Annotated in this window: 25 protein-coding genes; all 25 read right to left on the bottom strand. The window is 42.7% G+C overall.

Annotation, left to right across the window (positions count from 1 at the left end):
* Positions 1-44: 44 nt before the first annotated feature.
* A complete protein-coding gene (locus VZF35_RS18645) occupies positions 45-515 on the bottom strand; it encodes a flagellar biosynthetic protein FliO (RefSeq protein ID WP_407307332.1) in 471 nt (156 codons plus the stop codon).
* Between the two features lies 1 nt (position 516).
* Positions 517-864 (bottom strand): response regulator, encoded by a 348-nt coding sequence (locus tag VZF35_RS18640; protein ID WP_407314710.1) that lies wholly within the window; start codon positions 862-864, stop codon positions 517-519.
* A gap of 28 nt (positions 865-892) precedes the next feature.
* Positions 893-2,134 (bottom strand): flagellar motor switch phosphatase FliY, encoded by a 1,242-nt coding sequence (gene fliY, locus VZF35_RS18635; protein WP_407307330.1) that lies wholly within the window; start codon positions 2,132-2,134, stop codon positions 893-895.
* Complete coding sequence (gene fliM / locus VZF35_RS18630; RefSeq protein ID WP_407307328.1) at positions 2,127-3,122, bottom strand: flagellar motor switch protein FliM; 996 nt, start codon at positions 3,120-3,122, stop codon at positions 2,127-2,129. Before fliM ends, fliY begins: the two co-directional genes overlap by 8 nt.
* A gap of 50 nt (positions 3,123-3,172) precedes the next feature.
* Positions 3,173-3,604, bottom strand: a complete 432-nt coding sequence (gene fliL / locus VZF35_RS18625; RefSeq protein ID WP_407307326.1) for a flagellar basal body-associated protein FliL — start codon at positions 3,602-3,604, stop codon at positions 3,173-3,175.
* 5 nt (positions 3,605-3,609) lie between these two features.
* A complete protein-coding gene (locus tag VZF35_RS18620) occupies positions 3,610-3,813 on the bottom strand; it encodes a flagellar FlbD family protein (protein ID WP_407307324.1) in 204 nt (67 codons plus the stop codon).
* Positions 3,814-3,825: 12 nt separating this feature from the next.
* On the bottom strand, positions 3,826-4,272 hold the full coding sequence (locus VZF35_RS18615) for a flagellar export protein FliJ (RefSeq protein ID WP_407307322.1): 447 nt from the start codon (positions 4,270-4,272) through the stop codon (positions 3,826-3,828).
* Between the two features lie 58 nt (positions 4,273-4,330).
* Complete coding sequence (gene fliI, locus VZF35_RS18610; protein WP_407307320.1) at positions 4,331-5,641, bottom strand: flagellar protein export ATPase FliI; 1,311 nt, start codon at positions 5,639-5,641, stop codon at positions 4,331-4,333.
* Positions 5,598-6,440 carry a FliH/SctL family protein gene (locus VZF35_RS18605; protein WP_407307318.1) on the bottom strand — a complete coding sequence of 281 codons (843 nt, stop codon included), beginning with the start codon at positions 6,438-6,440 and terminating at the stop codon, positions 5,598-5,600. Before VZF35_RS18605 ends, fliI begins: the two co-directional genes overlap by 44 nt.
* Positions 6,424-7,428 (bottom strand): flagellar motor switch protein FliG, encoded by a 1,005-nt coding sequence (gene fliG / locus VZF35_RS18600; RefSeq protein WP_407307316.1) that lies wholly within the window; start codon positions 7,426-7,428, stop codon positions 6,424-6,426. Before fliG ends, VZF35_RS18605 begins: the two co-directional genes overlap by 17 nt.
* Positions 7,429-9,030, bottom strand: coding sequence for a flagellar basal-body MS-ring/collar protein FliF (fliF, locus tag VZF35_RS18595; protein WP_407307314.1), 1,602 nt, complete (start codon positions 9,028-9,030; stop codon positions 7,429-7,431).
* A gap of 131 nt (positions 9,031-9,161) precedes the next feature.
* Positions 9,162-9,500 carry a flagellar hook-basal body complex protein FliE gene (gene fliE / locus VZF35_RS18590; protein ID WP_407307312.1) on the bottom strand — a complete coding sequence of 113 codons (339 nt, stop codon included), beginning with the start codon at positions 9,498-9,500 and terminating at the stop codon, positions 9,162-9,164.
* A 7-nt stretch (positions 9,501-9,507) separates the two neighbouring features.
* The gene (flgC, locus tag VZF35_RS18585; protein ID WP_407307310.1) at positions 9,508-9,996 is read right to left on the bottom strand and encodes a flagellar basal body rod protein FlgC; all 489 of its coding nucleotides are present in this window, start codon (positions 9,994-9,996) and stop codon (positions 9,508-9,510) included.
* On the bottom strand, positions 9,993-11,240 hold the full coding sequence (locus VZF35_RS18580) for a chemotaxis response regulator protein-glutamate methylesterase (protein WP_407307308.1): 1,248 nt from the start codon (positions 11,238-11,240) through the stop codon (positions 9,993-9,995). Before VZF35_RS18580 ends, flgC begins: the two co-directional genes overlap by 4 nt.
* A 3-nt stretch (positions 11,241-11,243) precedes the next feature.
* The gene (locus VZF35_RS18575; RefSeq protein WP_407307306.1) at positions 11,244-11,669 is read right to left on the bottom strand and encodes a chemotaxis protein CheW; all 426 of its coding nucleotides are present in this window, start codon (positions 11,667-11,669) and stop codon (positions 11,244-11,246) included.
* 126 nt (positions 11,670-11,795) lie between these two features.
* On the bottom strand, positions 11,796-14,027 hold the full coding sequence (locus VZF35_RS18570; protein WP_407307304.1) for a chemotaxis protein CheW: 2,232 nt from the start codon (positions 14,025-14,027) through the stop codon (positions 11,796-11,798).
* Between the two features lie 358 nt (positions 14,028-14,385).
* A complete protein-coding gene (locus VZF35_RS18565) occupies positions 14,386-14,721 on the bottom strand; it encodes a hypothetical protein (protein WP_407307302.1) in 336 nt (111 codons plus the stop codon).
* A complete protein-coding gene (fliS, locus tag VZF35_RS18560; protein WP_407307300.1) occupies positions 14,721-15,110 on the bottom strand; it encodes a flagellar export chaperone FliS in 390 nt (129 codons plus the stop codon). Before fliS ends, VZF35_RS18565 begins: the two co-directional genes overlap by 1 nt.
* A 23-nt stretch (positions 15,111-15,133) precedes the next feature.
* Positions 15,134-16,015: a flagellar filament capping protein FliD gene (gene fliD, locus VZF35_RS18555; protein ID WP_407307298.1), complete on the bottom strand. Its 882-nt coding sequence runs from the start codon at positions 16,013-16,015 to the stop codon at positions 15,134-15,136.
* On the bottom strand, positions 16,006-16,788 hold the full coding sequence (locus VZF35_RS18550) for a flagellar cap protein FliD N-terminal domain-containing protein (protein ID WP_407307296.1): 783 nt from the start codon (positions 16,786-16,788) through the stop codon (positions 16,006-16,008). The genes fliD and VZF35_RS18550 overlap by 10 nt, the downstream gene beginning before the upstream one ends.
* Positions 16,789-16,817: 29 nt before the next feature.
* Complete coding sequence (locus tag VZF35_RS18545; protein WP_407307294.1) at positions 16,818-17,273, bottom strand: flagellar protein FlaG; 456 nt, start codon at positions 17,271-17,273, stop codon at positions 16,818-16,820.
* Positions 17,274-17,373: 100 nt separating this feature from the next.
* Complete coding sequence (locus tag VZF35_RS18540) at positions 17,374-18,423, bottom strand: glycosyltransferase (protein ID WP_407307292.1); 1,050 nt, start codon at positions 18,421-18,423, stop codon at positions 17,374-17,376.
* Between the two features lie 192 nt (positions 18,424-18,615).
* On the bottom strand, positions 18,616-18,813 hold the full coding sequence (locus VZF35_RS18535; protein ID WP_407307290.1) for a YjfB family protein: 198 nt from the start codon (positions 18,811-18,813) through the stop codon (positions 18,616-18,618).
* A gap of 211 nt (positions 18,814-19,024) precedes the next feature.
* Positions 19,025-20,527 carry a D-alanyl-lipoteichoic acid biosynthesis protein DltD gene (locus tag VZF35_RS18530; RefSeq protein ID WP_407307288.1) on the bottom strand — a complete coding sequence of 501 codons (1,503 nt, stop codon included), beginning with the start codon at positions 20,525-20,527 and terminating at the stop codon, positions 19,025-19,027.
* Positions 20,528-20,844: 317 nt separating this feature from the next.
* Positions 20,845-22,965, bottom strand: a complete 2,121-nt coding sequence (locus tag VZF35_RS18525; RefSeq protein WP_407307286.1) for a tetratricopeptide repeat protein — start codon at positions 22,963-22,965, stop codon at positions 20,845-20,847.
* Positions 22,966-23,026 lie beyond the last annotated feature (61 nt).

Here is a 23,026-nt window from a genome sequence, read left to right as displayed (position 1 = left end):
GATAGCTGCGTTGAAACACTTGATAAAATGCTTGGAAGAAAACTTCATTTTTCCACCTCCTCAAGCAAACGTTCCAATTCTTGAGAAAATGAATCCTTTTTGCGAATACCTCGTCGTCCGAAGGTTTGCAGGCTTTTCAACCACCCGTCCATTCGTTCTGAAGGACGAGTCGCAATTTCTTCCAAAATCTCAGCTGCTATCGTAGGATCATTGATTTCCGAAATTTTAACAAGATTATGGTCGGAGCCCCCCAGAACCTGCAGCTGTCCCGCTACTTCAACCAGGTACAGAACTTGTTGTCCTCCCAAAACCTGTCGGTCAAGTACCCTCGCCCAAGGCGCGTTCATACTTCGCACATTGGCCCGACTAAGCCTTCGTATAACCCAAAGAGACACCAGAAGTATTACAAGGAAAACCAGCAACGTCCCGATAAGCCCCCACCAAGAGAAAACAGACGATGCGGCTGCCGGAGCCGCGCTGCTTGATGGAAATGGCTGGCTTTCTAGGTCTGTCATCTTATTTCAACGCCTTTGTAACAGCCTCGACCACACGTTCCGCCTGAAAGGGCTTGACAACAAAATCCTTCGCCCCAGATTGGATAGCTTCAATAACCATCGTCTGCTGCCCCATCGCGCTACACATAATGATACGGGCCTTGGTATCTCGTTTTCGGATTTCTTTGACTGCCTGCAGTCCATCCATTTCAGGCATAGTGATGTCCATAATGGTTAAGTTCGGCTGCAATTCCATATATTTCTCCACGGCTATGGCCCCGTTTTCTGCTTCCCCGACCACAGTAAAACCATTTTTATTTAGGATATCCTTCAGCATCATACGCATAAATGCGGCATCATCGACAATCATTATAGTAGCGCTCACTCAAATTCCTCCTCTAATTTAACGAATTCATTCGTTCCATAGGATGAACGATATCTGTAATGCGAATTCCGAACGTTTCATTGACAACGACAACTTCGCATTTGGCAATTAACTTGCCGTTTACAATCATATCCACAGGTTCACCAGCCAGGCGATCTAATTCTATAACAGAGCCCGGACCCATTTCCAGGATTTCTTTGATAGTCTTTTTGGCACGCCCCAGCTCTACGCTAATTTGCAAAGGAACATCTAAGATCAAGTTGAGATTATCAGGTTGTGCTATTGGCTGTCCCGGTTGAAGTGGTGCAAACTGAGCTGGCTGAACTGGAGTCTGAAATCCGCTGTGGTTATTCCCCGGCACATTGCCATAAGGCGGATAACCCATCCCTGGTGCGGCATAAGGTGGTGCCTCATAAGCGGGCGAGGGAGATAGCGGTGGGGTTTGATAGGCCGCTGGAGTTGGCGGAGTTTGATAAGCTACTGAAGGTGGGGGAGTCGGAGTTGGGATATGCGGCGTGTCCAACGCCGGAGCAGCCTCTTTAGCAGTTGTCGTTTGAGATGGTCCACTTGACATCACGCCCATTAGCTTGTCGACCATGCGCTTGGCCATATCAATAGGGATCACTTGAATCAAGGTACTGTCAATAACATCCTCCACGACCATCCTGAAGGAGATCCGCACAAGAGGATCCGAAGGGGACAAAAAGTCCTGAATAACATCTCGGCCCTGAGCCAAGTCATTGAGCACTAAACTCGGCGGGGTGATATCCACCATGGAGTTAAACATTGTGGACATTGAGGTGGCTGCTGATCCCATCATCTGATTCATTGCCTCAGACACACCGCTGATTTGTAACTCTGAAAGTTCAAGTGAAGGATTTTTTCCATCTCCCCCCATCATCAAGTCTACGATCACTGAAGCATCTCGTTGAGAAAGTATTAGAAGGTTGGAACCTTCGATCCCTGCTTTATAACGAACATCACATATCACCGAAGGAATTGGATATTCCTCGCGAATCTGTTGAGATGTCGTTACATCAACTTTAGGAGTCGTAATTTCAACTTTCTTACTTAAGAGTAGGGATAGAGTTGTAGCAGCGGTCCCCATGGAAATATTTGCTATTTCTCCTAATGTATCTTTTTCCATCTCTTCTAACTTGTTTTCCGAGGATAATTCCTCTGGCTCCGCGTCAACTTCCAAAGTGCCGCGCAGCAAAGCGTCGATCTCTTCTTGAGAGAGCATGCCGTTACCCATCTGCTTCCCCTCCTTCCTTTATGGTTTCCATAACTTGCACTGCGAGATGTTCTCCGTGAAGCCCGGGTATCGACTTGAATTTCATAAATTCTCCTACATAAATCGGAATTGGATCATTGACTAATTGGTTCAGTGGAATTACATCCCCAGGCGACAACTCCAAGAGCTCCCGTACAAGAATCTCTGAATGGCCTAGCATGGCAACCATATCTACCTTAGCCCACTCGATTTTCTGCCGAATCGCCTTAACCTGTTCCGGAGAGGAAACCTTGGCTTGAGTGGAAAAAAGGAAAAATGTACTTAGTTTATCCAAGATAGGTTCAAGCACCAAGTAGGGCATGCAAATATTAATCATTCCCACTGAATCCCCAACTTTAACCTCTAATGTTATGAGTACAATCATCTCGTTCGGAGCCACAATTTGCGTGAACTGAGGATTTGTCTCCATCGAGACAAACTGTGGTTCAAGCTTATAAACTTCTGCCCAAGCCTCCTCCGAGATGAAAATTATCTGCTTCAATCGATTTTCAATAATAGTCTTCTCAATTTCAGTCAAATCCCGATTTTTTTCTCCGCCCGGGCCCTGACCCCCTAGAAGTCGATCCACGACCGTAAACGCCAAGGCTGGACTCATTTCGATCAAAACAGTTCCTTCTAAAGGATTTAAAGCGTACAACCCTAAAACCGTAGGATTTGGGAGAGAACGAATAAACTCATCATAAGTTATTTGTTCAATCGACAAAACGCTAGATTCAACAACTGAATGCAAGTTCCCAGAAAGATAGGTCGTCAACGAACGGCAATAATTCTCGTAAATATTTTGAAGGGAGTGAATTTGATCCTTGGAAAACTTGTTGGGGCGTTTAAAGTCATAGACTCGAACCCGTTTTTGAGTCTTCGTTGTTTTCATTTCTTCCACATCAACTTGCCCATCGGACAAAGCACTCAGCAAAGCATCAATTTCTGCTTGGGATAAAACGTCTCCCATAGAATCCCCCCTCTCAATTTCGATGTTCGATATTCGCAGTTTGAACTATATTATTGGTAGACTAACGACACAAATAAGACATCGCTGATTTTATTATTAGCCACTTCGTTAAGCTGTTTGATAAGCTCCTCTCTTAATTTCTCACGAGCGGCAGCGGTCTGCACATCGGCCAGAGATTTGTTTGCAAGTACGGTATTTACCCGATCTTTCAAGAAAGCGTCTTCTGTTTGTAATTGAGTTTCCGCTTTGGCATCAGCTACTTCGACCGTAAGTGAGGTCTTGAGAAAGGCACCACCTTGCAAATTCACAGTAAATTCACCCAGCGGCAGAAGAGGTCCAGTCTGTTTTGCAGCAGAGGCTGCTGAAACATTTGAACTTGACGATTTAAAGAATAATTTCTGAACGCCTATAGTTCCGCCTACTCCTATGCCTGTACCTATAATTAATGCCAGAATAATAAAAATGAGTGATTTTTTATTCATAAATTTTATCGCTCCTCCACTTTGCATACCGGGCGACAACGTCGGCGAAACTCTGTGATCCGGTCAATGAGAATATCGATACCCTCCGACACTACATATTTACTTCCATTAGTGAGGGTAATCACAGTATCAGGCGTTTCTTCCATAATCTCGATTAAGTCAGGATTGATGGCAAATCTCTTTTCATTTAAGCGGGTAACATAAATCATGGTTCGCCCTCCTCAAACTTGTCTTTGCTGACGCCAGTAAAGTACTTGCCCGGTTTCATCCAAGATTTTTTGTTCCTTCTGAACCTCAGCGAGACGAAAAGCTTTGAGCCGTTTTTCTTTAAGGCTGCGAAATTTCTCCACCTCTCGGTGAGCCTTTAATAAGTTGTTGCGAGCATTTTCCAAAATAAGTTCTTGCTCGATCTGCTTAGTTTCACATTCTCTTAACCTCTTATGCTGCTCGTAAGCGAAGATCTGACACATTCCAAGATTTTCAGGATGGCATCGGCCTGCATTACGCTGTTCTTCCTGAGCCTGCAACAAAGTCTTTTGTTGAGCTTCGCTGGCCGACTTGCAAACTTGCCAGTGCCTAACCTCTTCGGCTAACTCGCGCTGGGCTGTTTTAAAAGTCTGTTCAGCCAGACGGAGACTTACTTCTAAGCGAAACTTAAATCGTGCCACGCTACCACCCCCTAGAGAGCTTATATTATTTTAGAAGGTTTATCCTGAATCTATGACTCTAGGAGACGTTCTGGATAATTTTCTGTATTTGCCGATACATCTCATTGAAATCAGCCTCTTCGTCTACCCCTTGTCGCGTAAACGCTTGAATTCGGTCCCGATGCGCAATAGCAGCGTCAATTTTGGGATTACTCCCAGCAATATAAGCGCCTATATCAATCAAATCTTTGGCCTCACGATAAATTGCCATATGTTCTCGTATCTTACCAGCCAAGATCTTATGTTCGGAGCTAATAACATCAGCCATGACCCGACTCACCGACTGTAAAATATCAATCGCAGGATACTCATTTTGTGTCGCCAATTCGCGGGTCAAAACGATATGTCCATCAAGGATTCCTCGCACCGAGTCAGCAATCGGTTCATTATGATCATCTCCGTCTACTAAGACTGTATAAATCCCTGTTATGCTTCCGGTCTCAGCCATTCCTGAACGTTCCAAGAGTTTCGGCAATAACGCAAAAACTGAAGGTGGGTAACCACGAGTCGCTGGAGGCTCCCCTACCGTCAGCCCAACCTCCCGCTGCGCCATAGCAAAACGGGTCACTGAATCCATCATTAAAAGAACATTTTTACCCTGATCTCTAAAATACTCGGCGATAGCCGTCGCTGTAAAAGCTGCTTTCAAGCGTACTAAAGCCGGTTGATCCGAAGTTGCTACAACGATCACTGAACGAGCTAATCCCTCAGGGCCGAGATCTTTTTCAATAAAATCACGCAGTTCACGTCCACGTTCTCCAACCAGGCAAATTACATTCACATCGGCAACTGTGTTCCTGGCCATCATACCAAGCAAGGTGCTTTTACCTACTCCTGAACCGGCAAATATCCCCATTCTTTGTCCACGGCCAAGTGTAATCAGCCCATCAATGGATCTCACTCCGACACTCAGCACCTCACGAATCCGAGGGCGTAACAAAGCATTAGGGGGAGATTTTTGCAAAGGGTAAGATACATCCGTTGCCAGCGGACGTCGATCCATCGGCTGACCCAGTCCATCGAGAATTCTCCCTAATAGCCCCGGTCCCACTGAAACCGTCAGTTTCTGGGCCTGAGGAATCACTCGGTCTCCGGGAGCTATCCCTTCAAGTTCTCCTAAGGGCATCAATAACGTGGCTGAGTCTCGAAATCCGACGACTTCGGAGGGAATCTCCCTACCGCTGCGCGTAACGATATGACAATACTCTCCAACACTAGCCCTTGGTCCAGCAGCCTCGATCATTAAGCCTACAATTTTCGAAACACGCCCTTGAGAAGTAATCGGTTCAGTTTGTTCCACTGTCTGAGCCAACAAATTCCATGCTCCCATGTTCGAGCTCCTCTCGTAAGGCATTTTCTAATTTATTTAGCTGAGCTTCCATCCGAGCATCAAAAATACCCTCTTGGCACTCAAGGTAACAATCGCCGGAACCCAGAGATTCATCAATTACCCATGGACAAGGAGTGTGATCCCCTTCCAACAAGTGTGCATCCTCGGAGGCCACATGAAGCCTCCACCCCTGCTGTTCCTGAGGAAGCAAGGTGAGGGACCGAATAATGTTCATTAAACGTTGGGGGGCTACCGCCAGACTCGAGCGCACTAAACGCTCGGCAATCTTAATCGCTAGGTGAAGTAACTCTGTATCGACTTTAGCGTATTCTTCTTGAACTGCTCTCTGAGCCAATTGAAAAAGCTGGTTGGCGTTCTGAGTTAGTCTTTTTCCTTCCGCCTCTCCTGCTTCCAAACCGATTCTATAGCCTTCGGCTTGAGCAGACGGATAGATCTCAGCTTGAGCAGTTCGAGTCACCTCCTCACGGAGGCGATCCATTTCCTCTTGAGCTTCAGCAAGGATCTTGCGCGCATCCGCCTGAGCTTTTTCTCGTATTTCCTGAGCAGTTGCCTGCGCCTCAGCCAAGATCTCCTCGGCCTTTTCTTGAGCTTCACTCATCAAGGAAGATGTCTCAGTCTCAACCCAATCAGGATGCACTGTTGATACATCTTCTCCCACGGTTAGAACAGAGAGATATTCCTCTAAACGTTGAAACCCTTCGTTGCATTCCACAAGACGCGGAGTAGATACCTCTACGTCTTGACATTTAACGACTCTGCCGTTAATAGATAATTTCATCGCTACCCCCCCTGGAAACAACGATCGCTCCGCTCTCTTCCAGTTTGCGAATCACTTTAACAATTCGCTGCTGAGCCTCTTCGACATCACGCAAACGCACAGGACCCATAAATTCCATGTCGTCCTTGAGCATTTGTGAAGCTCGGGAAGACATATTGGCCATAATTTTTTGTGCAACCTCAGGATTACTTCCTTTCAAGGCCAATCCCAGATCCTTAGTTTCCACTTCACGCAAGACCAACTGAATCCCTCGGTCATCCAGCATAATAATATCTTCAAAGACAAACATCTGGCGTTTGATCTGTTCAGCCAGATCCGGATCATCCATTTCCAAAGAATCCATCACCACTTTTACCGTTCCGGGATCTGTGCGATTCAGAACATCCACGATACTTTGAATTCCACCCGAGGATGTATAATCTGTCGGAGCAAGACTTGAGATCTTACGCTCCAAGACTTTTTCAATTTCTTTAAGCACTTCCGGGCTTGTCCGTCCCATGGTAGCGATGCGCTTCGCAACATCCGCCTGGCGATCTTGAGGAAGGCTGGCCAGCAATGTTGCTCCTTTTTCCGGCGGAAGATGTGTCATGATCAGAGCAATCGTCTGAGGGTGTTCTCCCTGGATAAAAGAAAAAAGTTGTTTAGGATCCGTCCTCCGTACAAGATCAAAAGGACGCATTTTCAAAGACGATGATAAGCGACTAATGATTTCAAAAGCTCGAGTCTCTCCTAAAGCTCGCTCCAAGACTTCCCGAGCATATTCAATCCCACCTTGAGAAATATAGTCGTTGGCGATGCACATTTGGTGAAATTCTTCGATCACAAAATCTCGTTGCTCCGGCGATATTTTGCGAACATTGGCCATTTCCAAGGTTAATTGTTCGATTTCCGTATCCCCGAGATGTTTAATCACCTGGGCGGAATTCTCCGGGCCTAAGACTATCATGAGAATAGCCGCCTTTTGGATGCCTGTTAAAGCTTGCGTCATTTAACTCTCCTCCGATAGCCATGTCTTCATGAGGCGAGCAACCTCATCTGGATTATTGCGTGAATAAAGTTCAACTGACTCTTTCGTCTTTTGTTTCTGGATTTCTTCAGCCGATTTTATCTTTTTGTTAGCTAACTTAAGCCTCGCTTCCTCTTCTTCTGCCTCTTGCTGGGCTAGAAGCAGCTCTGCTTCTGCCAGAGGAACCGGTTGAGAACTCTCAAGTCCCAGAAGCTTTTCAGCCCGAGCCTTTTTAGCGCGGTTGCGAAGGAAGATTAAGAAGAACACTAAGCCCAGGAAGGCAGCGGCTCCAATCTCGGCATAGGTCACCAACTGCTGCCGTTTTTGGGCATTGTCCATCGCCAATTTTTCTTGCTCTAACTCAGTTTTATTAAAGGGGATAGCGGCGACTTGAATTTGATCTCCGCGTGTAGAATCGACACCAGCAGCTGAAGCCACAATCGTTTTGATCTGATCAAGCTGGGCTTGGGTGATACTATCCGAATCAGCCATAACAGACACAGAAAGACGTTTGACTGCTCCAGGGCTTACCACTTGTTCCTCTTGAGTTGTGTCCACTTGATAGTTTCTAGTTTCGGTGCTTTTAGTCGACGAAGAATTCCCCCCCGTACTTGCAGCCGCATAGGTAGGCACGGAATTTGCACTAGTACCGGGTATCCCTCCCGGTGAGGTACCGGTGCTGTTAGTATCATTTTCATTAGTACTCTGTTCACTTACAACAGCACCCGGCCCATTGGTCTGTTTCGTGCGTTTGATTTGATCGAAATCCAAAACTGCGCTGATTCGAACTACAGTCTTGCCCGAACCGAGCACTCGATCCAACATACTTTGCACTGATTTACGCGTATCCTCTTCCACAGTCTGCTGCAGCTGATACTGATTACCCGTCATCCGCTGAGAATCCCCGTTTTTCCCTAAAACATCCGAAAGGACATTTCCATTCGTATCTACAATAGTTACATTCTCCGGTTGCAGTCCTTCGACAGAACCCGCTAAAAGATTGGCAACCGCCCGAACTTGGTCATCTTGCAATTTCGTACCGGGAACAAGTTTTAAGGTGACCGCTGCCGTTGCCGCTTTCTGATTATCGACAAAGAGCGAAGGGTCCGGCATAACGATATGAACCCGCGCATCCTGCACTCCATTTAAAGTTTTTAGTGTATTTTCTAACTCGTTCTGCAATCCGAGAACATAACGTAATTTCCGATCCGCATCTGTCTCACCGAGATGCACAGTATTTAAACTATCAAAACTAAATTTACTTTCTTGCGGAAGCCCGGCTGTAGCCAGCTGTAAGCGCAGATCAGCCGCCGACTGCTGTGGTACCATAATCGTTGAACCGTTGTCAGCCAGCTTATAGTCTGCTTTCAAATCTTTGAGTTTTGTCACGATCGCCCCAGCATCGGAATCACTCAATTTTGTGAAGATAGCGACATATTGAGGGGTGCTAGCCCAAGCAATCAGAGAAAATAATACTCCAGCAACAACCAGAGGAGCGACCACGGTAATTATCTTTTGTGGGCTAGAAAGCTTTGACCAAAAATTTCTTACAGAATTTCTAATTCCAGCCCAAGAAAAATCCATTCTTTGCTCCTCCTCTTCATCATCGTCTTAAAATAATCCCTTTTCTTCATTAAATAAGGACTTCTACAAATAAACAGCCTCGATGCCCCCCTAAAACAGCCACAAACTACGTACTGTATATTAGATACGAGCTACAATTGCATGCGCATGATTTGATTGTAAGCATCAATCACTTTATCCCGTACGGAAACCGTCGTGGATAATGACAAATTGGCTTTTTCTAATGCAATCATTACAGACGATAAATCTTGAACCTGGCCGGTTGCTAGCTGAAGACTTGCTGTATCGGCTTTAGATTGCAGATCATTAACCTGACTTAAAGCATCATGGAGGAACTTTGAAAAATCAGCCCCTGCTTGTTGAGCCCCGCCTCCGGTACTTACACTGGGTGTATTTTCGAGATTTGCAGGGGCAAGCGGGCTAAGGACATTTAAAGGTACAATGGGAGCTATCAGTGGTATACTACTCATTTAATCCTTACCCCTTTCCGATCTCAAGTGCTTTTGCCGCCATCGACTTGCTGACATTCAGAGCCGTTACATTAGCCTCGTAGGCTCTCGAGGCCGAAATCATATCGACCATCTCTGTGGCGAGATTGACATTCGGCTGGCGAACATACCCGACAGGTAAGCCCTGTTCGGCAACCTTCGCTGCATCTGGGGAATCCGGATTATAGTCTAACCGAAACGGATTTTGAACATCGTTCTGGATACTGGCTACTTGCACCCCATTACCAGGGCTGCTTTCTCCAACAGCCTGCCCTAAAACACTCGCAAAAGACGGCGTTGAAGGACGCGGCACAAAGACGGCGACTTGGCGGCTGTAGGGAATTTGATTGCCTGCCGGAGTCAATTGCCCGGTTCGTGTTGTGTTGATATTGGCAATGTTATTCGATATAAGATCCATCCGCAGCCTTTGGGCTGTTAGCCCAGAAGCACTGGTATCAATGGCATCAAATAAACTCATAGGCTCCCCCTCCTCATGACACACTCAACAATCGTTTTTCCGATATCCCCCAGAGGCACAACCTTATCAGCCATACCGGCCTCTATGATGGATCTCGGCATTCCATAAACCACGCAAGTCTCTTCCGATTCTGCAATTGCAAAACCATCGACGCCTTTGAGCTCCTTCATACCTTTCGTACCATCACTTCCCATTCCAGTCATTACGACTCCAAGAGTGCCCTTCCCGACTTCCTTGGCTAATGATAGAAACATCACATCTACGGATGGATGATAGAGAGTGGGTATCGGGGCTTCTTCTCCAATAATTAGAGTTAGCTGTCCGGATTTGCGCAGAACTTGGAGTTGCTTGCCTGCAGGAGCGACATACACAGTTCCAGCCTTCAGCACTTCTCCATGAATTCCTTCCCGAACATTTAACGGACACAGCCCATTCAACCGTTGGGCAAGTGGAGCAGTAAAGCCAGGCGGCATATGCTGTGCTACTAACACAGGAACCGGAAAGTTAGCAGGCAGAGCAGGAAGCACCGCTTGAAGCGCCGAAGGTCCGCCCGTTGACGTACCGATGGCTACAATTTGTACCGGATACTTGGGGAAGGCGTTTTTTCCTGCACTTGGAAGGCGCTGAGCCTGTGGCACTGTCGTCGTACCCACAGTAGTGCTGCTTATAGGAGTACTTGCTGGAGTGTTGCCTGCTGAAGAACTTGCCGAACCGTTGCTTGCCAGAGTATTCGAGGCTATTCCTTTTGTTCCACCAGCAGAAGTCCCGCCTCCAAGCGGTGTTGTTGCAACATTGATTCCTTGGCGTCCTCGTCCTAGACGTGCTGGATTCACACCCGCAGCAGCTTTGACCTTTTCTACTAAATCACGAGAAAGTGCCTGCAAATCAGCCCCCGGATTTCCTGAAGGCTTGGCTACAACATCAAACGCGCCTAGATCGAGAGCCTTTAAGGTTGCTTGTGCTCCTTCTGTCGTCACAGCACTCAAAATTATGACTGGCGTCGGCCGCCAGCGCATGATCTCATCCAAGGCTTGGAGTCCATCCATCACAGGCATCTCAACGTCCATAGTCACCACTTGAGGGTGAAGCGCTTGAAGTTTTAGAATCCCTTCCCGCCCATCTCGAGCTGTATCTAACACTTTAATATCCGAATTTTGATTAAGTATTTTTTGGAGAGTCAAACGCATAAAGGGGGAATCGTCGACAATCAAAACTCCTATCGGAGTTTTATTCGCTCCATTCATAGTTTAACTCTCACCCATAATATGTTCTAATTCTAAAAGAATCAGCAGCCTGTCTCCAATTTTTCCTACCCCGCGTATAAACTGAGAATCCATACCCAAAGCCACTGGCGGTGGCGGCTCAATGGACTCACTGTCCAGGCGCAGTACTTCCGTAACACCATCTACCCTGATTCCAAAAACTTTTGAGTCAACTTGCAAGACGATAATCCGACTGAGATCCGTTTCCTCCACTCGATCCATGCCAAATCGATTGCGCAGGCTAACTACCGGGATAACGTTCCCCCGCAAATTGATGACGCCTTCTACATAACTAGGTGCTTTTGGCACTCTGGTTATAGGTGGAATGCGGATAATTTCCTGGACAAGCATAATGTTAACTCCAAACTCTTCAGACCCTAGGCTAAAGGTTACCAATTGTTCTTCCGCCATATTAAATCCTCCCTTTATCAATATTCGAAGTACGATATTGTTGGTCGAACCAGAATATTTCTTGTTTAAAAATAATTTTGACTATAAATTTCATAGTCCAGATTTAAGTCTTTTTGCCATCCAAATCTAGCTCTTACGGATTGCTAAGACATCCTGCATAAGAGAGCCGATATCAAGAATCAAGGTAACTTTCCCGTCACCAAGAATGGTCGCCCCTGCTATTCCTGGAAGATTGCTCAGAAAATCTCCCAAGGATTTAATGACAACTTCCTGTTGACCACGCAATTCGTCCACGATAAGGCCTAGGGCTTTGTCTCCAAAGCCAACGACCACAACAAAAATTTCATCACTCAAGGTTTCAGGCACGGGCAGACCAAACTTCTCTTGCAGTGAAATCAGAGGCAAGGTATTGCCGCGCAGTTGAACCATCGGCAACCCGCCAACCGTTTTTATGTCTGAACGGTCAACAAGCAACGTTTCCAAAACGGAAGAAAGTGGTACAGCATAAATCTCGTCACCGACCTCAACCAGAAGAGCTTGGATAATCGCTAGTGTCAGAGGCAAACGAATCGTAAAGGTTGTACCCTTACCTTGACGGGTCGTGATATCCACCATACCTCCCAGGTTATTAAGAGCTTTCTTGACGACATCCATCCCGACCCCTCGACCTGAAATATCAGTAACCTTGTCTGCAGTACTAAACCCTGGCAAAAAGATAAGGTTAGCGATTTCACGTTCTGAGAGATCCTCCCTTTCCCCAATCAAACCCTTCTCTACTGCAATTTTGCGAATCTTGTCGAGATCAAGGCCTGCGCCATCATCCGTAATTAAAATGGCAATATGGTTTCCTTCGTGATAAGCATCTAAAGTTACTGTGCCCTCTTCCGGTTTGCCCATGGCACGGCGTACTTCCGGCGACTCGATCCCATGGTCTACAGAATTCCGAATTAGGTGCATCAAGGGATCACCGATCACTTCAACGACAGTTTTATCTAATTCTGTGTCTTCGCCCTTAAGGACAAGGGTAATTTCTTTACCGGTTTTCTTGGCTAGATCTCGAACTAGCCTCGGGAAGCGACTAAAGACGGTACCGATGGCTACCATCCGCAGACGCATGACACTCTCTTGTAAATCGTTCATTAAACGACCCAAATAAACATTAGCCTCATTCAGACTGTTTACCATACTGTCCATCTGGTACTGAGCTTTTAAATCTAAACCAATCTGTACCAAACGTGTTCGCGTGATCACCATTTCTCCGACAAGGTTTATCAGATTATCCATACGAGCTGTATCTACTCTAATGGTATGTACTTGAGTATTAACCTCCACGTTAGCGTTCGCGGCTTCGGGGGCGCGAGACGGCGCTTGTGGAGTTGGCAGAGACTCTGCAGCTGCCCCTTTTAGGGCATGTGGTGTTTGGTTAGCTTCAGAATCAGTTTTCTTTTCTTCAATGACATTATGCTGTGTTTCCCGAGCGGGAGAAAACGATTCGGATTCTCTAATGGGCTTTTCCGGGGATGCTGGAGGTTTAGGCAGCTCTTCCTCATCAAATTCTGTCCCTTCAGGATAGGGGTGAAGGACAACATCTTTCAATTCGGAAATCTCCAGTAACTCCCTTCGGATTTCGTTCATTGGCTCATCACAAAGCACAAGAAGAGAAAAACTATCTACCTTACCAGCTTCTAAATCTTCGATACTCGGCAGTAATTTAACTACCGTTCCGATCCCTTCAAAACGCTGAGTCGCCATCACAGCTCGCACTGCTTTCATCAGCGTGTTAGGCTCTAAGGTAATATCAACTTGATAAACACCATGACCTAAACTGTAAGCATCTTTCACCTGGGCCCTTTCCTCTGGATTCAGAGCAAAATCCAAAGGTACAAAGTCATCCTTGATTTCCTCTATTTCGTTAGAAGGTGAAAGATGCTCTTCCACAACCAGAACTTCACCTGTTAGCAATGCTTTCATAGAAGCCACCAGATCCTCTGATCCTACCGTGATTTCCTGACGTTTTTCCACTTGCTCCAGCATCGCTTTAACACGATCAGTGACTGCTAAGAGTACATCGATGACTTCAAGAGATACGTCCATTTTCCCTTGACGCAAGCGGTCCAGCAGATCCTCAGCCGCATGGGTCAAAGCAACAATCGGGGTAAACCCCATCGTCCCAGATGCTCCTTTTAAACTGTGTGCCGAACGGAAGAGATCGTTGATTAGACCGATATTTCCTCCCTCTTTCTCCAGCTGCAGAAGTCCCGCTCCGAGCTTTTCAATCTGTTCCTGAGAATCTAGCAGGTAAAACTCTAAAAACTCCCCTAGATCAACTCCCTGATTTTTGTCATTGTCTTGGCTCATGTAATGCCACCCCTATCTTTAATGATAACCCCACCATTAAAAAAATTCTAGATCTATTCATATTCCATATAAATGTGTTATGTATCAGCAAATTACTTGAGCTCGATATTTAGAATACCTTCGTTAAAAGATACTTTGATTTACTTTTATTCGCCATCTTTTTTAGAATTCCTCCAAAAAAACAAATAAACATCTATAACCTCTTTTTGCCTTCTTTATAGTAGCATCTCGTTGCAAGAGCGTATATAGCTCGCCGGATAAAATGTATAGGACCTTTGGGCAAAAAAGAAACAGGACCCCAAATGGTATCCTGTTTCTTTTCCATGATGACGATTTACATGTAAAAATCAAAAAGTATTCAATTATCGTTCCCAATTCGTCCGGCTAACAGATGTAGAGCTTGCCCCCCATAGGAATCTATTACCTGACGATGTTTCTTAACCCGGTTTCGTCTCAACTGTAGATGCTCAATAATAAATTGGTTATCTTGCTGGATTTCAGCAAGCATACTCCGGCCAGCTGTCGAATCTTTGAACCCATTATCAGTCGTATGCTCAATCTTAGATTGTAGCCGCCCTCGCTGCTCCATCAGATTGTAAAACAGTTCCATATCTTGTTTCGACAAAAACTTAATCATTTCTTTAGTTAGAAATCGATAATCCTGCCATAAAGCTTGTACTATTTTCTCTTCCATTACTTAGCGACCGCCCGCTCCACATGAGTTTGCTTCATAGCTCCTTCCCAGGCATCCCGCAGTTCCTGCAAAACCTGTTTTGCTTGTTGCAATTGTTTAACATCTTTTTTGATATTGCCTTGAATCAGACAATATTCAACGTATTCATAGAGTTGTGCCCAAGGTTTTGATATTTCATAATTCATATCCAAGGTACGAACAAATTCTCGAATAATATCCTGTACTCGCATATTAGCATTATGAGCTTTTTGAATATTTCCTTGCTCTAGCGCCATAATACTTTCATTCAAGAATCGCAGCGCGCCATTATAAAGCAGTAAGGTCAATTGAGCTGGCGAAGCAGTCATTATCTGCTGGTTCTTATAGGCATTCATCTGTGAATTTACCATTTGATAAATCCTCCTTATTTCTATCAACCACTACTAGTACTCGTTCCCAACATTGACGCCAGCCAACTGCTTTGGGAACTAATCTGTTGGATCGCCACCTCCATGGCATTATATTGGGTATAGTATTGACTTTGCATCGTGTTAAATTGGTCTTTTGCATCGCTGATCTGCTTCGTATAATTTGTAATCTCTTGGGCAAGGTTGCTAGAAGAATCGTATGAAGCAGTAGCCGTTGTACCCGCAATTTGCTGTAATTGTTTCATGGTGTTCGTAAGACCATCATACAACCGCCCCGCAACTCCCTGAGTTGAAGTGTTGGTCGTGGTTACACCATTAGTAGTTGTCGTTGTCCCTACAGTACCAAACAACTGATTTAATACATTGGGATTGGCTTGTAACGCTGTCCGCAAGGTGTCGGTATTCAAGTATAGTTTGCCACCCTCTGTATAGTCGCCCGTGGTAATTCCGATTGAAGATAAACTATTATAGGAACCCGTAATGCCAGACACAGGACTAGAAATTGCGCTTCGCATAGTGTTCACAAGGCTCGTTAAAGTTGGATCATTGTAAAGCATCCCGCTCTGAGCCTTCTGATTCCAAAGTGTGATATCCGAACTACTCATGGAAGACTTCTGACTATCCGTGAGAGGCGGGTAATCCTTATAACGAGGTTGAGTTATATCTCCATTTACCTCTGCAAGGATTTTATTATATGCATCAACGAACGACTGGACGTTAGCCACTGCAGTGTCGATGTCGTTAGACACACTTACATTAGTTGCTTGTCCTTGCCCGCTAAATAACTTAGTGGTGTTATCATATGACAGACCTCCTGATGAAAGCCCTGTCAGATTGTATGTAACACCGGAGATACTGAACGTATTATTAGCTTCGGTTAACCCCACCCCGTCCAGTTGAAATGCAGCATCTTGACCAGTAACAGGGACGCTTGTATAGGTGCCAGAACCGGAAGGGTTCTCAGTAGTCCCCCATTAAGTTTTAATGTCCCACCTAAAAAATTCAATCCAGCTTGATCACTACCTACAAAACTAATGCCTGAGGAGGCTCCAGTATTTGTGGTTGTCAAGAAAAATCGATCTAAAGTACTGTCATAACTAGCCTGTACATTAACACCGGCACTGTTGATTTTACTGACAACATCATTAATGGTGTCGGTAGTAGGATTAATGGTTATAGGCTGACTTGTAGAGCTACCATTCTTTATAGTTATATTAAAAGGATCTGTAGACGTCATCCCAAATTGTTGAGCAAGTGTTCCGAGTGTATTTGAAGTTGAAATGGATGCCGTACTTGTAAGGTTAACCCCACTAGCGAGCTGCGCAACTACCAAGGAATGATTCACATCGGCGGCACCTGCATTTGCTGTTGCTGTCGCCACTAAGGTATTACTGGAGGTAACTTTATTAGGACTTAACGTAGCTTGGAGTTTGAAGTTGAAAACGGTACTCGTCTTAAAACTGTTTAGATCATCATAAACCGTATTATAGGCAGACTTTTGCCATTGAAGAATTGTTTGTTTTTGCGTTAGAGAATCTTCTACGGCCTGCTGCCCAGCCATTAACTTCTTGACAATAGAATCAACATCAACACCCGAACCGGATAAGCCATAGGTCCCCCCTATAGAGCTAGTTGTAGTCGTTGATCCAACGGTGGTCATAAGCAAAACCTCCTAACACTAATTATTTGCTATATCTTCTTATCCAGCAGCATTCCTACATAGCTTCGAATTGCCGCAATAGTATCGAGAAATTCATGAGGTGGAAACTCTTTAAGTACTTTGTTATTCGTTTGATCAACAACTTGCACCATTAGTTCATTGGTTTTTTCATGGATCTTGAAGCGAATAGTGGAATTCATGGATTCCATAAATTGATTCATAGCTTCGGTCATTTTTTTGACATTCTGCGGATCGACCTGTTTTTTGGCGTTTTGGTTATTAGCAGAGTCGGTTGTCGGTTTACCGTTATTATCTATATTTGCTAGCGAGTTACTTACGACAGCCTGAGTATCCGGGGGGCTCTGCGTGGTATAGGCTGAGCCAACATTAACTTGGTTGTTAATTGTACTAATATCCAAAGCTAACACCTCTGATTTATTTATATCATCGTAAGAAATCCCACAAACCTTTAGGAATAAATCCAAAAAGATGAAAAAAGACCAGAGACTATTGTCCACTGGCCCTTCCAAGCTCTATATTAAACCTTAATATCAATAGTATTACCAAGGTTCGGTTGATTGCCTATTATTTTAATAATTCTAATCGATTAAGTGCTAAAGGATATTGATGGCACAGCTTGTAGTACATCCTTGCCCTTCCATTGTCACCCAAACATTCAAAAATAACACCCATATTGTAATTAGGCAAGTAAGAATTCACACCCTCAGCTTTGCTTTCTTTTTCACCAATACACCTTGTAAAGCTTTCTACCGCCTCAGTGAACATCCCGTTATTCATGTAAATATGTCCCATCAAAAATAGATAATCCGGTGAATTACTATAGTACTTGACGTACTTGCTTAGACACAGGGCTTCCGAATAGTAGCCACTGTTGATTAAAGCATAACCGTAGGATTCAATCAAGTTTTCTACATATTCAAGGCTAAAGTTCAATGGCAAAACAAGTGTTTTTTTAAAATACCCAACAGCTCTTTGGAAATCTTTAAGCATGTAATAAGATTTACCTAGTTGATAAATAAGATACGGATTGTCCGGGGTTTGACTCAGGGCTAGCTCTAGGAGCTTTATGTTTCTTGTTATTTTATCTGTTCTCTTTAGCACCCCCGCAGTGTAGCCGATATGTTCTACTACAATCTCCAGAGGAACTCTGTCGAACGATGACCCACTTAGGCTTACAATTTGTTCATGAATAATGCCCTCATAATGAAAATTCTTGCGGTTAAACAGACGGCCTACTCTTTCGACATATCGTTTTTCTCCAGTTGAATCCGCAATCATGTTTATTATTTTAATTCGTCCGACAATATCTTCGCTCTGATCAATAGCGTTTTGGAGTTGATCACTATTGAAAAAGGTTACGACTTCGTCCGCATCCAAAACAAGTACCCAGTCCTTAGTTGCTTTCTCAAGAGAGAAATTTCGCGCTGCCGAAAAATCATTGTGCCAGATGAAATCATATACTTTGTCAGTGAATTCACGAGCAACCCCTTTGGTATTGTCTGTTGAACCTGTATCTACGATAATGATTTCAGGAACGAGATCGAGTATGCTTTGCAAACTTCTCTTCAGAACAGCCTCTTCATTTCTTACAATCATGCATACACTAATGTTCACATTTCGTCCCCCTAACACCATACAATATTTTTTCTAGTTGTCGCTACGGCCTATAGTGTTCTTGTTCAGAGGAAGCATATGAATTAATCAAGGAAAAGAAAAAATACAGTCTCAAGCTCCATGACAGAGGTCGAGACTGTGTGTTCATCAACTGAAACCTTCAATGACCCAAGGACTAAATCTTTGGCTTTCTTAAGCTCGTATGTCAAGCATCGCACCCAGGTTTGGTTGGACTGATGATTCCATAGCCTTGGTAGTCTCATTTGCTAAAGACGTTATAAAATCACCTTTAGTCGCTGTAACACCCATAGCCATTTTCATGACAGATAGGCTCGCCTGTTGCTGAACCTTGCTTTGATTCAGCGTCATTGACATTGCTGCTATGTCCATATAATTCCTCCTTTTGATGAACTATCTATGCTTAATATCTTTATCGGAAAAAATTAAGCAAATCTTTAGGAAGTATCCATCAAATGATACCTCCTGACCCTACTGGTGGATCTCTATTCGGCACCTGAAATATTTACAGCGTTCATCTGCCGACATATTTATATTTTATTAAATATACTTCTCAAATGTTTCCATTAGAATCCAGAAGGAATTAAGCCCAATAGATAACCTTGCTTAATATTTTAGTCATTTTATCTGCCCCACGTTGATTTAAATGATCACAATCAGCGAAATCTTCTGGAGCAAATAACTTAGAATAAAAGAAGTCAAAAAATTGGAATTTATATGAGCACCTAAACTCATTTATTATGTTATAAAAATTATTTCGTATATCTTCATTGAAATAGTCGTAATAGTAGCTTGAAGTTGGAAAAATAACAATAATCGGAAGCACATTGTGATGTTTCAATAGATCAAGGTATTTTTTAAAGATATCCTTATATTCATCTATAGTTGCCTTGTAATTAAATTTACTGTGGAATAATGCCCGTTTATAACCTAATTGCTTAATTGGTAGGTTCTCACACGGACTATTCCAACCTTTTTCATCGATAGGAGAATCTATATTAACTCCAAATACATTTTCTAAGCATTTATTCAATAATTCTACGTTAATGATAGGATTGTTAAATGAAACTATCTCCGATATTCTTTCTATTCCAATCGGTGGTTGATAATCATTAGATATTATATATCCATGCGAGTCTTGAATGATTGGATAAAAAGTATTTTCAATGCGAGGAGCGTCTGATGTTTTTGCAACATCAAAACTAAAAGAATAATATGCTAATCCTAAAATACAATATTTGAAGTTATGAGAAGTACTTAATAATTTTTTTGCTAATAAATAATCGTAATATAAATCTTGTGAAGAAGAAGTAAGCTTGACAGACTTCTTGGGAAGCAAATATTCATTTATACCCTTCATAGGATATGATAACCCTGTTATAAATAATTCATAAGAAAAATCGCCATTAGCCTTTCTAATCCCTGAGTTTAGTTGATTGTAGTTATAATTTAGAAAATAAATTTTCATATATACTGATAAATATTCCTCGAGTAGTTTCCACAGATTAATTATTTTATTTTTGTCCACACCTAATATTTCCAATTGATCTTCAGGAACGTTAATACAAATTATGAGATAATCATATAGTTCATGATTTACATTATTAATCTCAAGAACTCTCTTCAAATTAGGAGCAGTATTTTTCTTAGAACATTTTTTATCTGTGTATAAAACAACCCTTGCTTTTTGAGTATCCAAAACTTCTTCAAAATAGTTCGAGAGGTTGCTGAATCCATATATAGCTAGGTTGAATTTATAATCTTCCAGCAACAAAAGCGCAAATCTCTTAAAACTACTTAATAATTTTAGGTAAACATCAAGCAACGGTCGCCTTTCATTAGATGTCTCGATTAAGATTACAAAATCATAGGCTACTTTCTCAGATTCTTCGCGAATATTATCATTCATAGTAATAAGATTAATAATATTCATAAAACCATCAGTTGCTTGGTTTATTAATATTCCTAATTCCACCGCATCTACTTTGCTATTTGAAACTTTTATACGACCCTTTTCAAGTAGATCACTTACATAAGTTAGTAATAAGTGAATATTTTTTTTATCTTCTAAGCAGTTTGCCGGCATTGCAATTCTCTCCTATAGAAACGGTTTTTTCTAGGGATTTCTACTGACCTATGACGGATGGGATGCAAAATTATATTATATTAAATAGTTTGTATTCCATACCATTCAATCCGCATAGGCTTAACAACCCTAAGGCATGAATAAGGTGGCGGGCTTAACCCCAACAAATGAAACCAAACCCTTTTTGAATTTAACCTCTTGGTGATCAAGAATTCCAAGCTAAAGAACTTCGAAGTTACCAAAGAAGTATTTAGGAAGTGTTAGCAGCCGGTTACTAAATAGTTTCTTATATGATATGGATTGATGAATTAATTCAGCTAATCAGTCTTCAAGTCTAGATTCAATTTACCAATCTCAGCTTTTTTGGCTAATAAACGCTGATCACCACCTATGAAATTTTCACACTCTGTGATTATATTAAGTGCTTCGTTATACAAGCCACTAGCAATCAATGTATCAACATTTATGATCAAATCTTCAAGCAAATGCTGCATTTCTGCGCTTGTATCATTGGTCTGAACTGATTGTAACAGGATGTCCACACCCTTATGCATTTCAGGATATTCTCTAAGCGCTTTTTTCAGAAAAAGGATATATTGTTTGGGGTTACTCTTTGCTTTTTTCGCCAACGTAATATAGAACAGGAAATTTTCCTCCACATTTTTTAAGTCATAAACCCAATCTCTTGTAAATATCATTTCGCTATAAAGGCCTTTTAAAAAAGAAGTACCTTTTTCAACGTAATTAGCAAAAACTAGTGGGTATTCCGCATTATCTAATGCTCCAGAAAATAATATATATTTGGCTGCGTTTTTTTGTAACCGCACCATTTCGTAGGAATTAACTGTACTATCTGTGGCAACGCAAATGAAATCTCGGCAAATGGCAACAAATTCCATCTTGCCAACTTCGTCAAGATAACACATATACGACACAATAGTCTTTTCTGACAGGCAAGCGCTAATCTTCCACGCCTCCTGCGGGCAATATTTGATACTATATGCCAATACCGGTGCATAATAATCCGGTAATTTATTCATATCTGTATTGTTTATAGCTGAGATTAGTGACTCCCACTCTATGTCACCAATATCGCCGTTATATAATCGTAAACCATTGAGCTTACCATACAAATTAGGCAAATCTTGAAACCGAAGGTAAAAACGATGCCGCTCTTCACCGTTCAAGTTCTTCAGGAACTTTTCAATTTCAACTTCAATTTCCACCAATTCCTGATCTAATTTTCTTTGTAACAACGAATCATAGATCATTCGGGTATCGTCAAACTTCTTATCAACAAAATCAAGCCCTAGTATAACAGTATGAGCTTGCTTGATAAATAAATCATCCTCAGCAGCAATTGCCAACACCTGCTGTAAGTACTGTCTGGCCTGACCATAATTTCCTTTACGAAAGGAAATAACACCCATATTATAATAATCAGCCGTATGAAGTGATAATGTATAATGCTGTAAAGCCATATTATGGCTAATATTTAACTTTGAAAAATTTGTAATTAGTTTTTCATGTTTAAAATAATGGTCGAATGCATCCTCGAAATTTTCCTGCATTTCATAAAGTTGTGCTAGAAAGAAATACAGATCGACATATTCCGGTTCCAATTCAATACCGCGCAAACCAAACTGAATAATTTCATCATTGGAATGCCCGTTCACAGCACACGCCTGCAGTAAACCTGCTATAACGTATAAATTCCTGCGCCAAAATTCATCATCTTCATCTTTATGATTTTCATAAATTTTTAGTAATTCTTGCAATGCCTCCGGCCAGTCTCCGTGCATGGAGTAGCTGATTGATAACTGATAACGGTAATAAATATTTTCGGGATTCTTTTCCAGTTCTGCCTGCAGTAGTGTACTTGTGCGCTGGAATTTGCCTTCCATTAACTCCTTATCATTTGCAATATAACCATAATGAATAATGCTGCTCTCTAGATGGGCAATACCACCCTGAAAAAACGGCTCATTATGTACCACACCACGGTAATAAAAATGCTTATTGCGGCGAAACAGCCGCGGTGATACCGATGTGGTGTAATACCCGCTAAGACCGTTGGTTATATTCTTTACTAATATTGTTGCACTTCCAATGCGACTGTCGGGACAAGCTTTTATAAAACTAATCAAAGCATCGGCCGTTTCAATTTCTTCGTCAGCATCAATAATCAATACCCATTGGCCAGTAGCATAACTAATGGTAATATTGCGCATCTCGGAAAAGTTATTATTCCACATATGAAACAGCACTTTATCTGTAAATTGGTTAGCAATTTCCACCGTGCGGTCTGACGAGCCGGTATCTACAATAATCAATTCAGAGGAAATAACTTGCATCAGCGGCTGTAAACTTTGTAAACAACGTTCTATATTCTTTTCTTCATTCTTAACCATCATACAGATACTTAGTACAGGTCTCATGCTGGCATCCTCCAAGTTCACTCTGAAATTTGAACAAGAGCCAGAAACTAAATCTTCTGGC

The sequence above is a fragment of the Desulfosporosinus paludis genome (assembly GCF_045689965.1).
GTDB classification, from domain to species: Bacteria; Bacillota; Desulfitobacteriia; order Desulfitobacteriales; family Desulfitobacteriaceae; genus Desulfosporosinus; species Desulfosporosinus paludis.
This window is presented reverse-complemented; position numbering and strand designations above follow the sequence as displayed.

What these genes read in the sequence shown, in the direction of transcription:
- VZF35_RS18645 (WP_407307332.1), bottom strand. Translation starts at nt 515, where the DNA reads ATGACAGACCTAGAAAGCCAGCCATTTCCATCAAGCAGCGCGGCTCCG.
- VZF35_RS18640 (WP_407314710.1), bottom strand. Translation starts at nt 864, where the DNA reads ATGATTGTCGATGATGCCGCATTTATGCGTATGATGCTGAAGGATATC.
- fliY (WP_407307330.1), bottom strand. Translation starts at nt 2,134, where the DNA reads ATGGGTAACGGCATGCTCTCTCAAGAAGAGATCGACGCTTTGCTGCGC.
- fliM (WP_407307328.1), bottom strand. Translation starts at nt 3,122, where the DNA reads ATGGGAGACGTTTTATCCCAAGCAGAAATTGATGCTTTGCTGAGTGCT.
- fliL (WP_407307326.1), bottom strand. Translation starts at nt 3,604, where the DNA reads ATGAATAAAAAATCACTCATTTTTATTATTCTGGCATTAATTATAGGT.
- VZF35_RS18620 (WP_407307324.1), bottom strand. Translation starts at nt 3,813, where the DNA reads ATGATTTATGTTACCCGCTTAAATGAAAAGAGATTTGCCATCAATCCT.
- fliI (WP_407307320.1), bottom strand. Translation starts at nt 5,641, where the DNA reads ATGGGAGCATGGAATTTGTTGGCTCAGACAGTGGAACAAACTGAACCG.
- VZF35_RS18605 (WP_407307318.1), bottom strand. Translation starts at nt 6,440, where the DNA reads ATGAAATTATCTATTAACGGCAGAGTCGTTAAATGTCAAGACGTAGAG.
- fliG (WP_407307316.1), bottom strand. Translation starts at nt 7,428, where the DNA reads ATGACGCAAGCTTTAACAGGCATCCAAAAGGCGGCTATTCTCATGATA.
- fliF (WP_407307314.1), bottom strand. Translation starts at nt 9,030, where the DNA reads ATGGATTTTTCTTGGGCTGGAATTAGAAATTCTGTAAGAAATTTTTGG.
- fliE (WP_407307312.1), bottom strand. Translation starts at nt 9,500, where the DNA reads ATGAGTAGTATACCACTGATAGCTCCCATTGTACCTTTAAATGTCCTT.
- flgC (WP_407307310.1), bottom strand. Translation starts at nt 9,996, where the DNA reads ATGAGTTTATTTGATGCCATTGATACCAGTGCTTCTGGGCTAACAGCC.
- VZF35_RS18580 (WP_407307308.1), bottom strand. Translation starts at nt 11,240, where the DNA reads ATGAATGGAGCGAATAAAACTCCGATAGGAGTTTTGATTGTCGACGAT.
- VZF35_RS18575 (WP_407307306.1), bottom strand. Translation starts at nt 11,669, where the DNA reads ATGGCGGAAGAACAATTGGTAACCTTTAGCCTAGGGTCTGAAGAGTTT.
- VZF35_RS18570 (WP_407307304.1), bottom strand. Translation starts at nt 14,027, where the DNA reads ATGAGCCAAGACAATGACAAAAATCAGGGAGTTGATCTAGGGGAGTTT.
- VZF35_RS18565 (WP_407307302.1), bottom strand. Translation starts at nt 14,721, where the DNA reads ATGGAAGAGAAAATAGTACAAGCTTTATGGCAGGATTATCGATTTCTA.
- fliS (WP_407307300.1), bottom strand. Translation starts at nt 15,110, where the DNA reads ATGGTAAATTCACAGATGAATGCCTATAAGAACCAGCAGATAATGACT.
- VZF35_RS18550 (WP_407307296.1), bottom strand. Translation starts at nt 16,788, where the DNA reads ATGACCACCGTTGGATCAACGACTACAACTAGCTCTATAGGGGGGACC.
- VZF35_RS18535 (WP_407307290.1), bottom strand. Translation starts at nt 18,813, where the DNA reads ATGGACATAGCAGCAATGTCAATGACGCTGAATCAAAGCAAGGTTCAG.
- VZF35_RS18530 (WP_407307288.1), bottom strand. Translation starts at nt 20,527, where the DNA reads ATGCCGGCAAACTGCTTAGAAGATAAAAAAAATATTCACTTATTACTA.
- VZF35_RS18525 (WP_407307286.1), bottom strand. Translation starts at nt 22,965, where the DNA reads ATGAGACCTGTACTAAGTATCTGTATGATGGTTAAGAATGAAGAAAAG.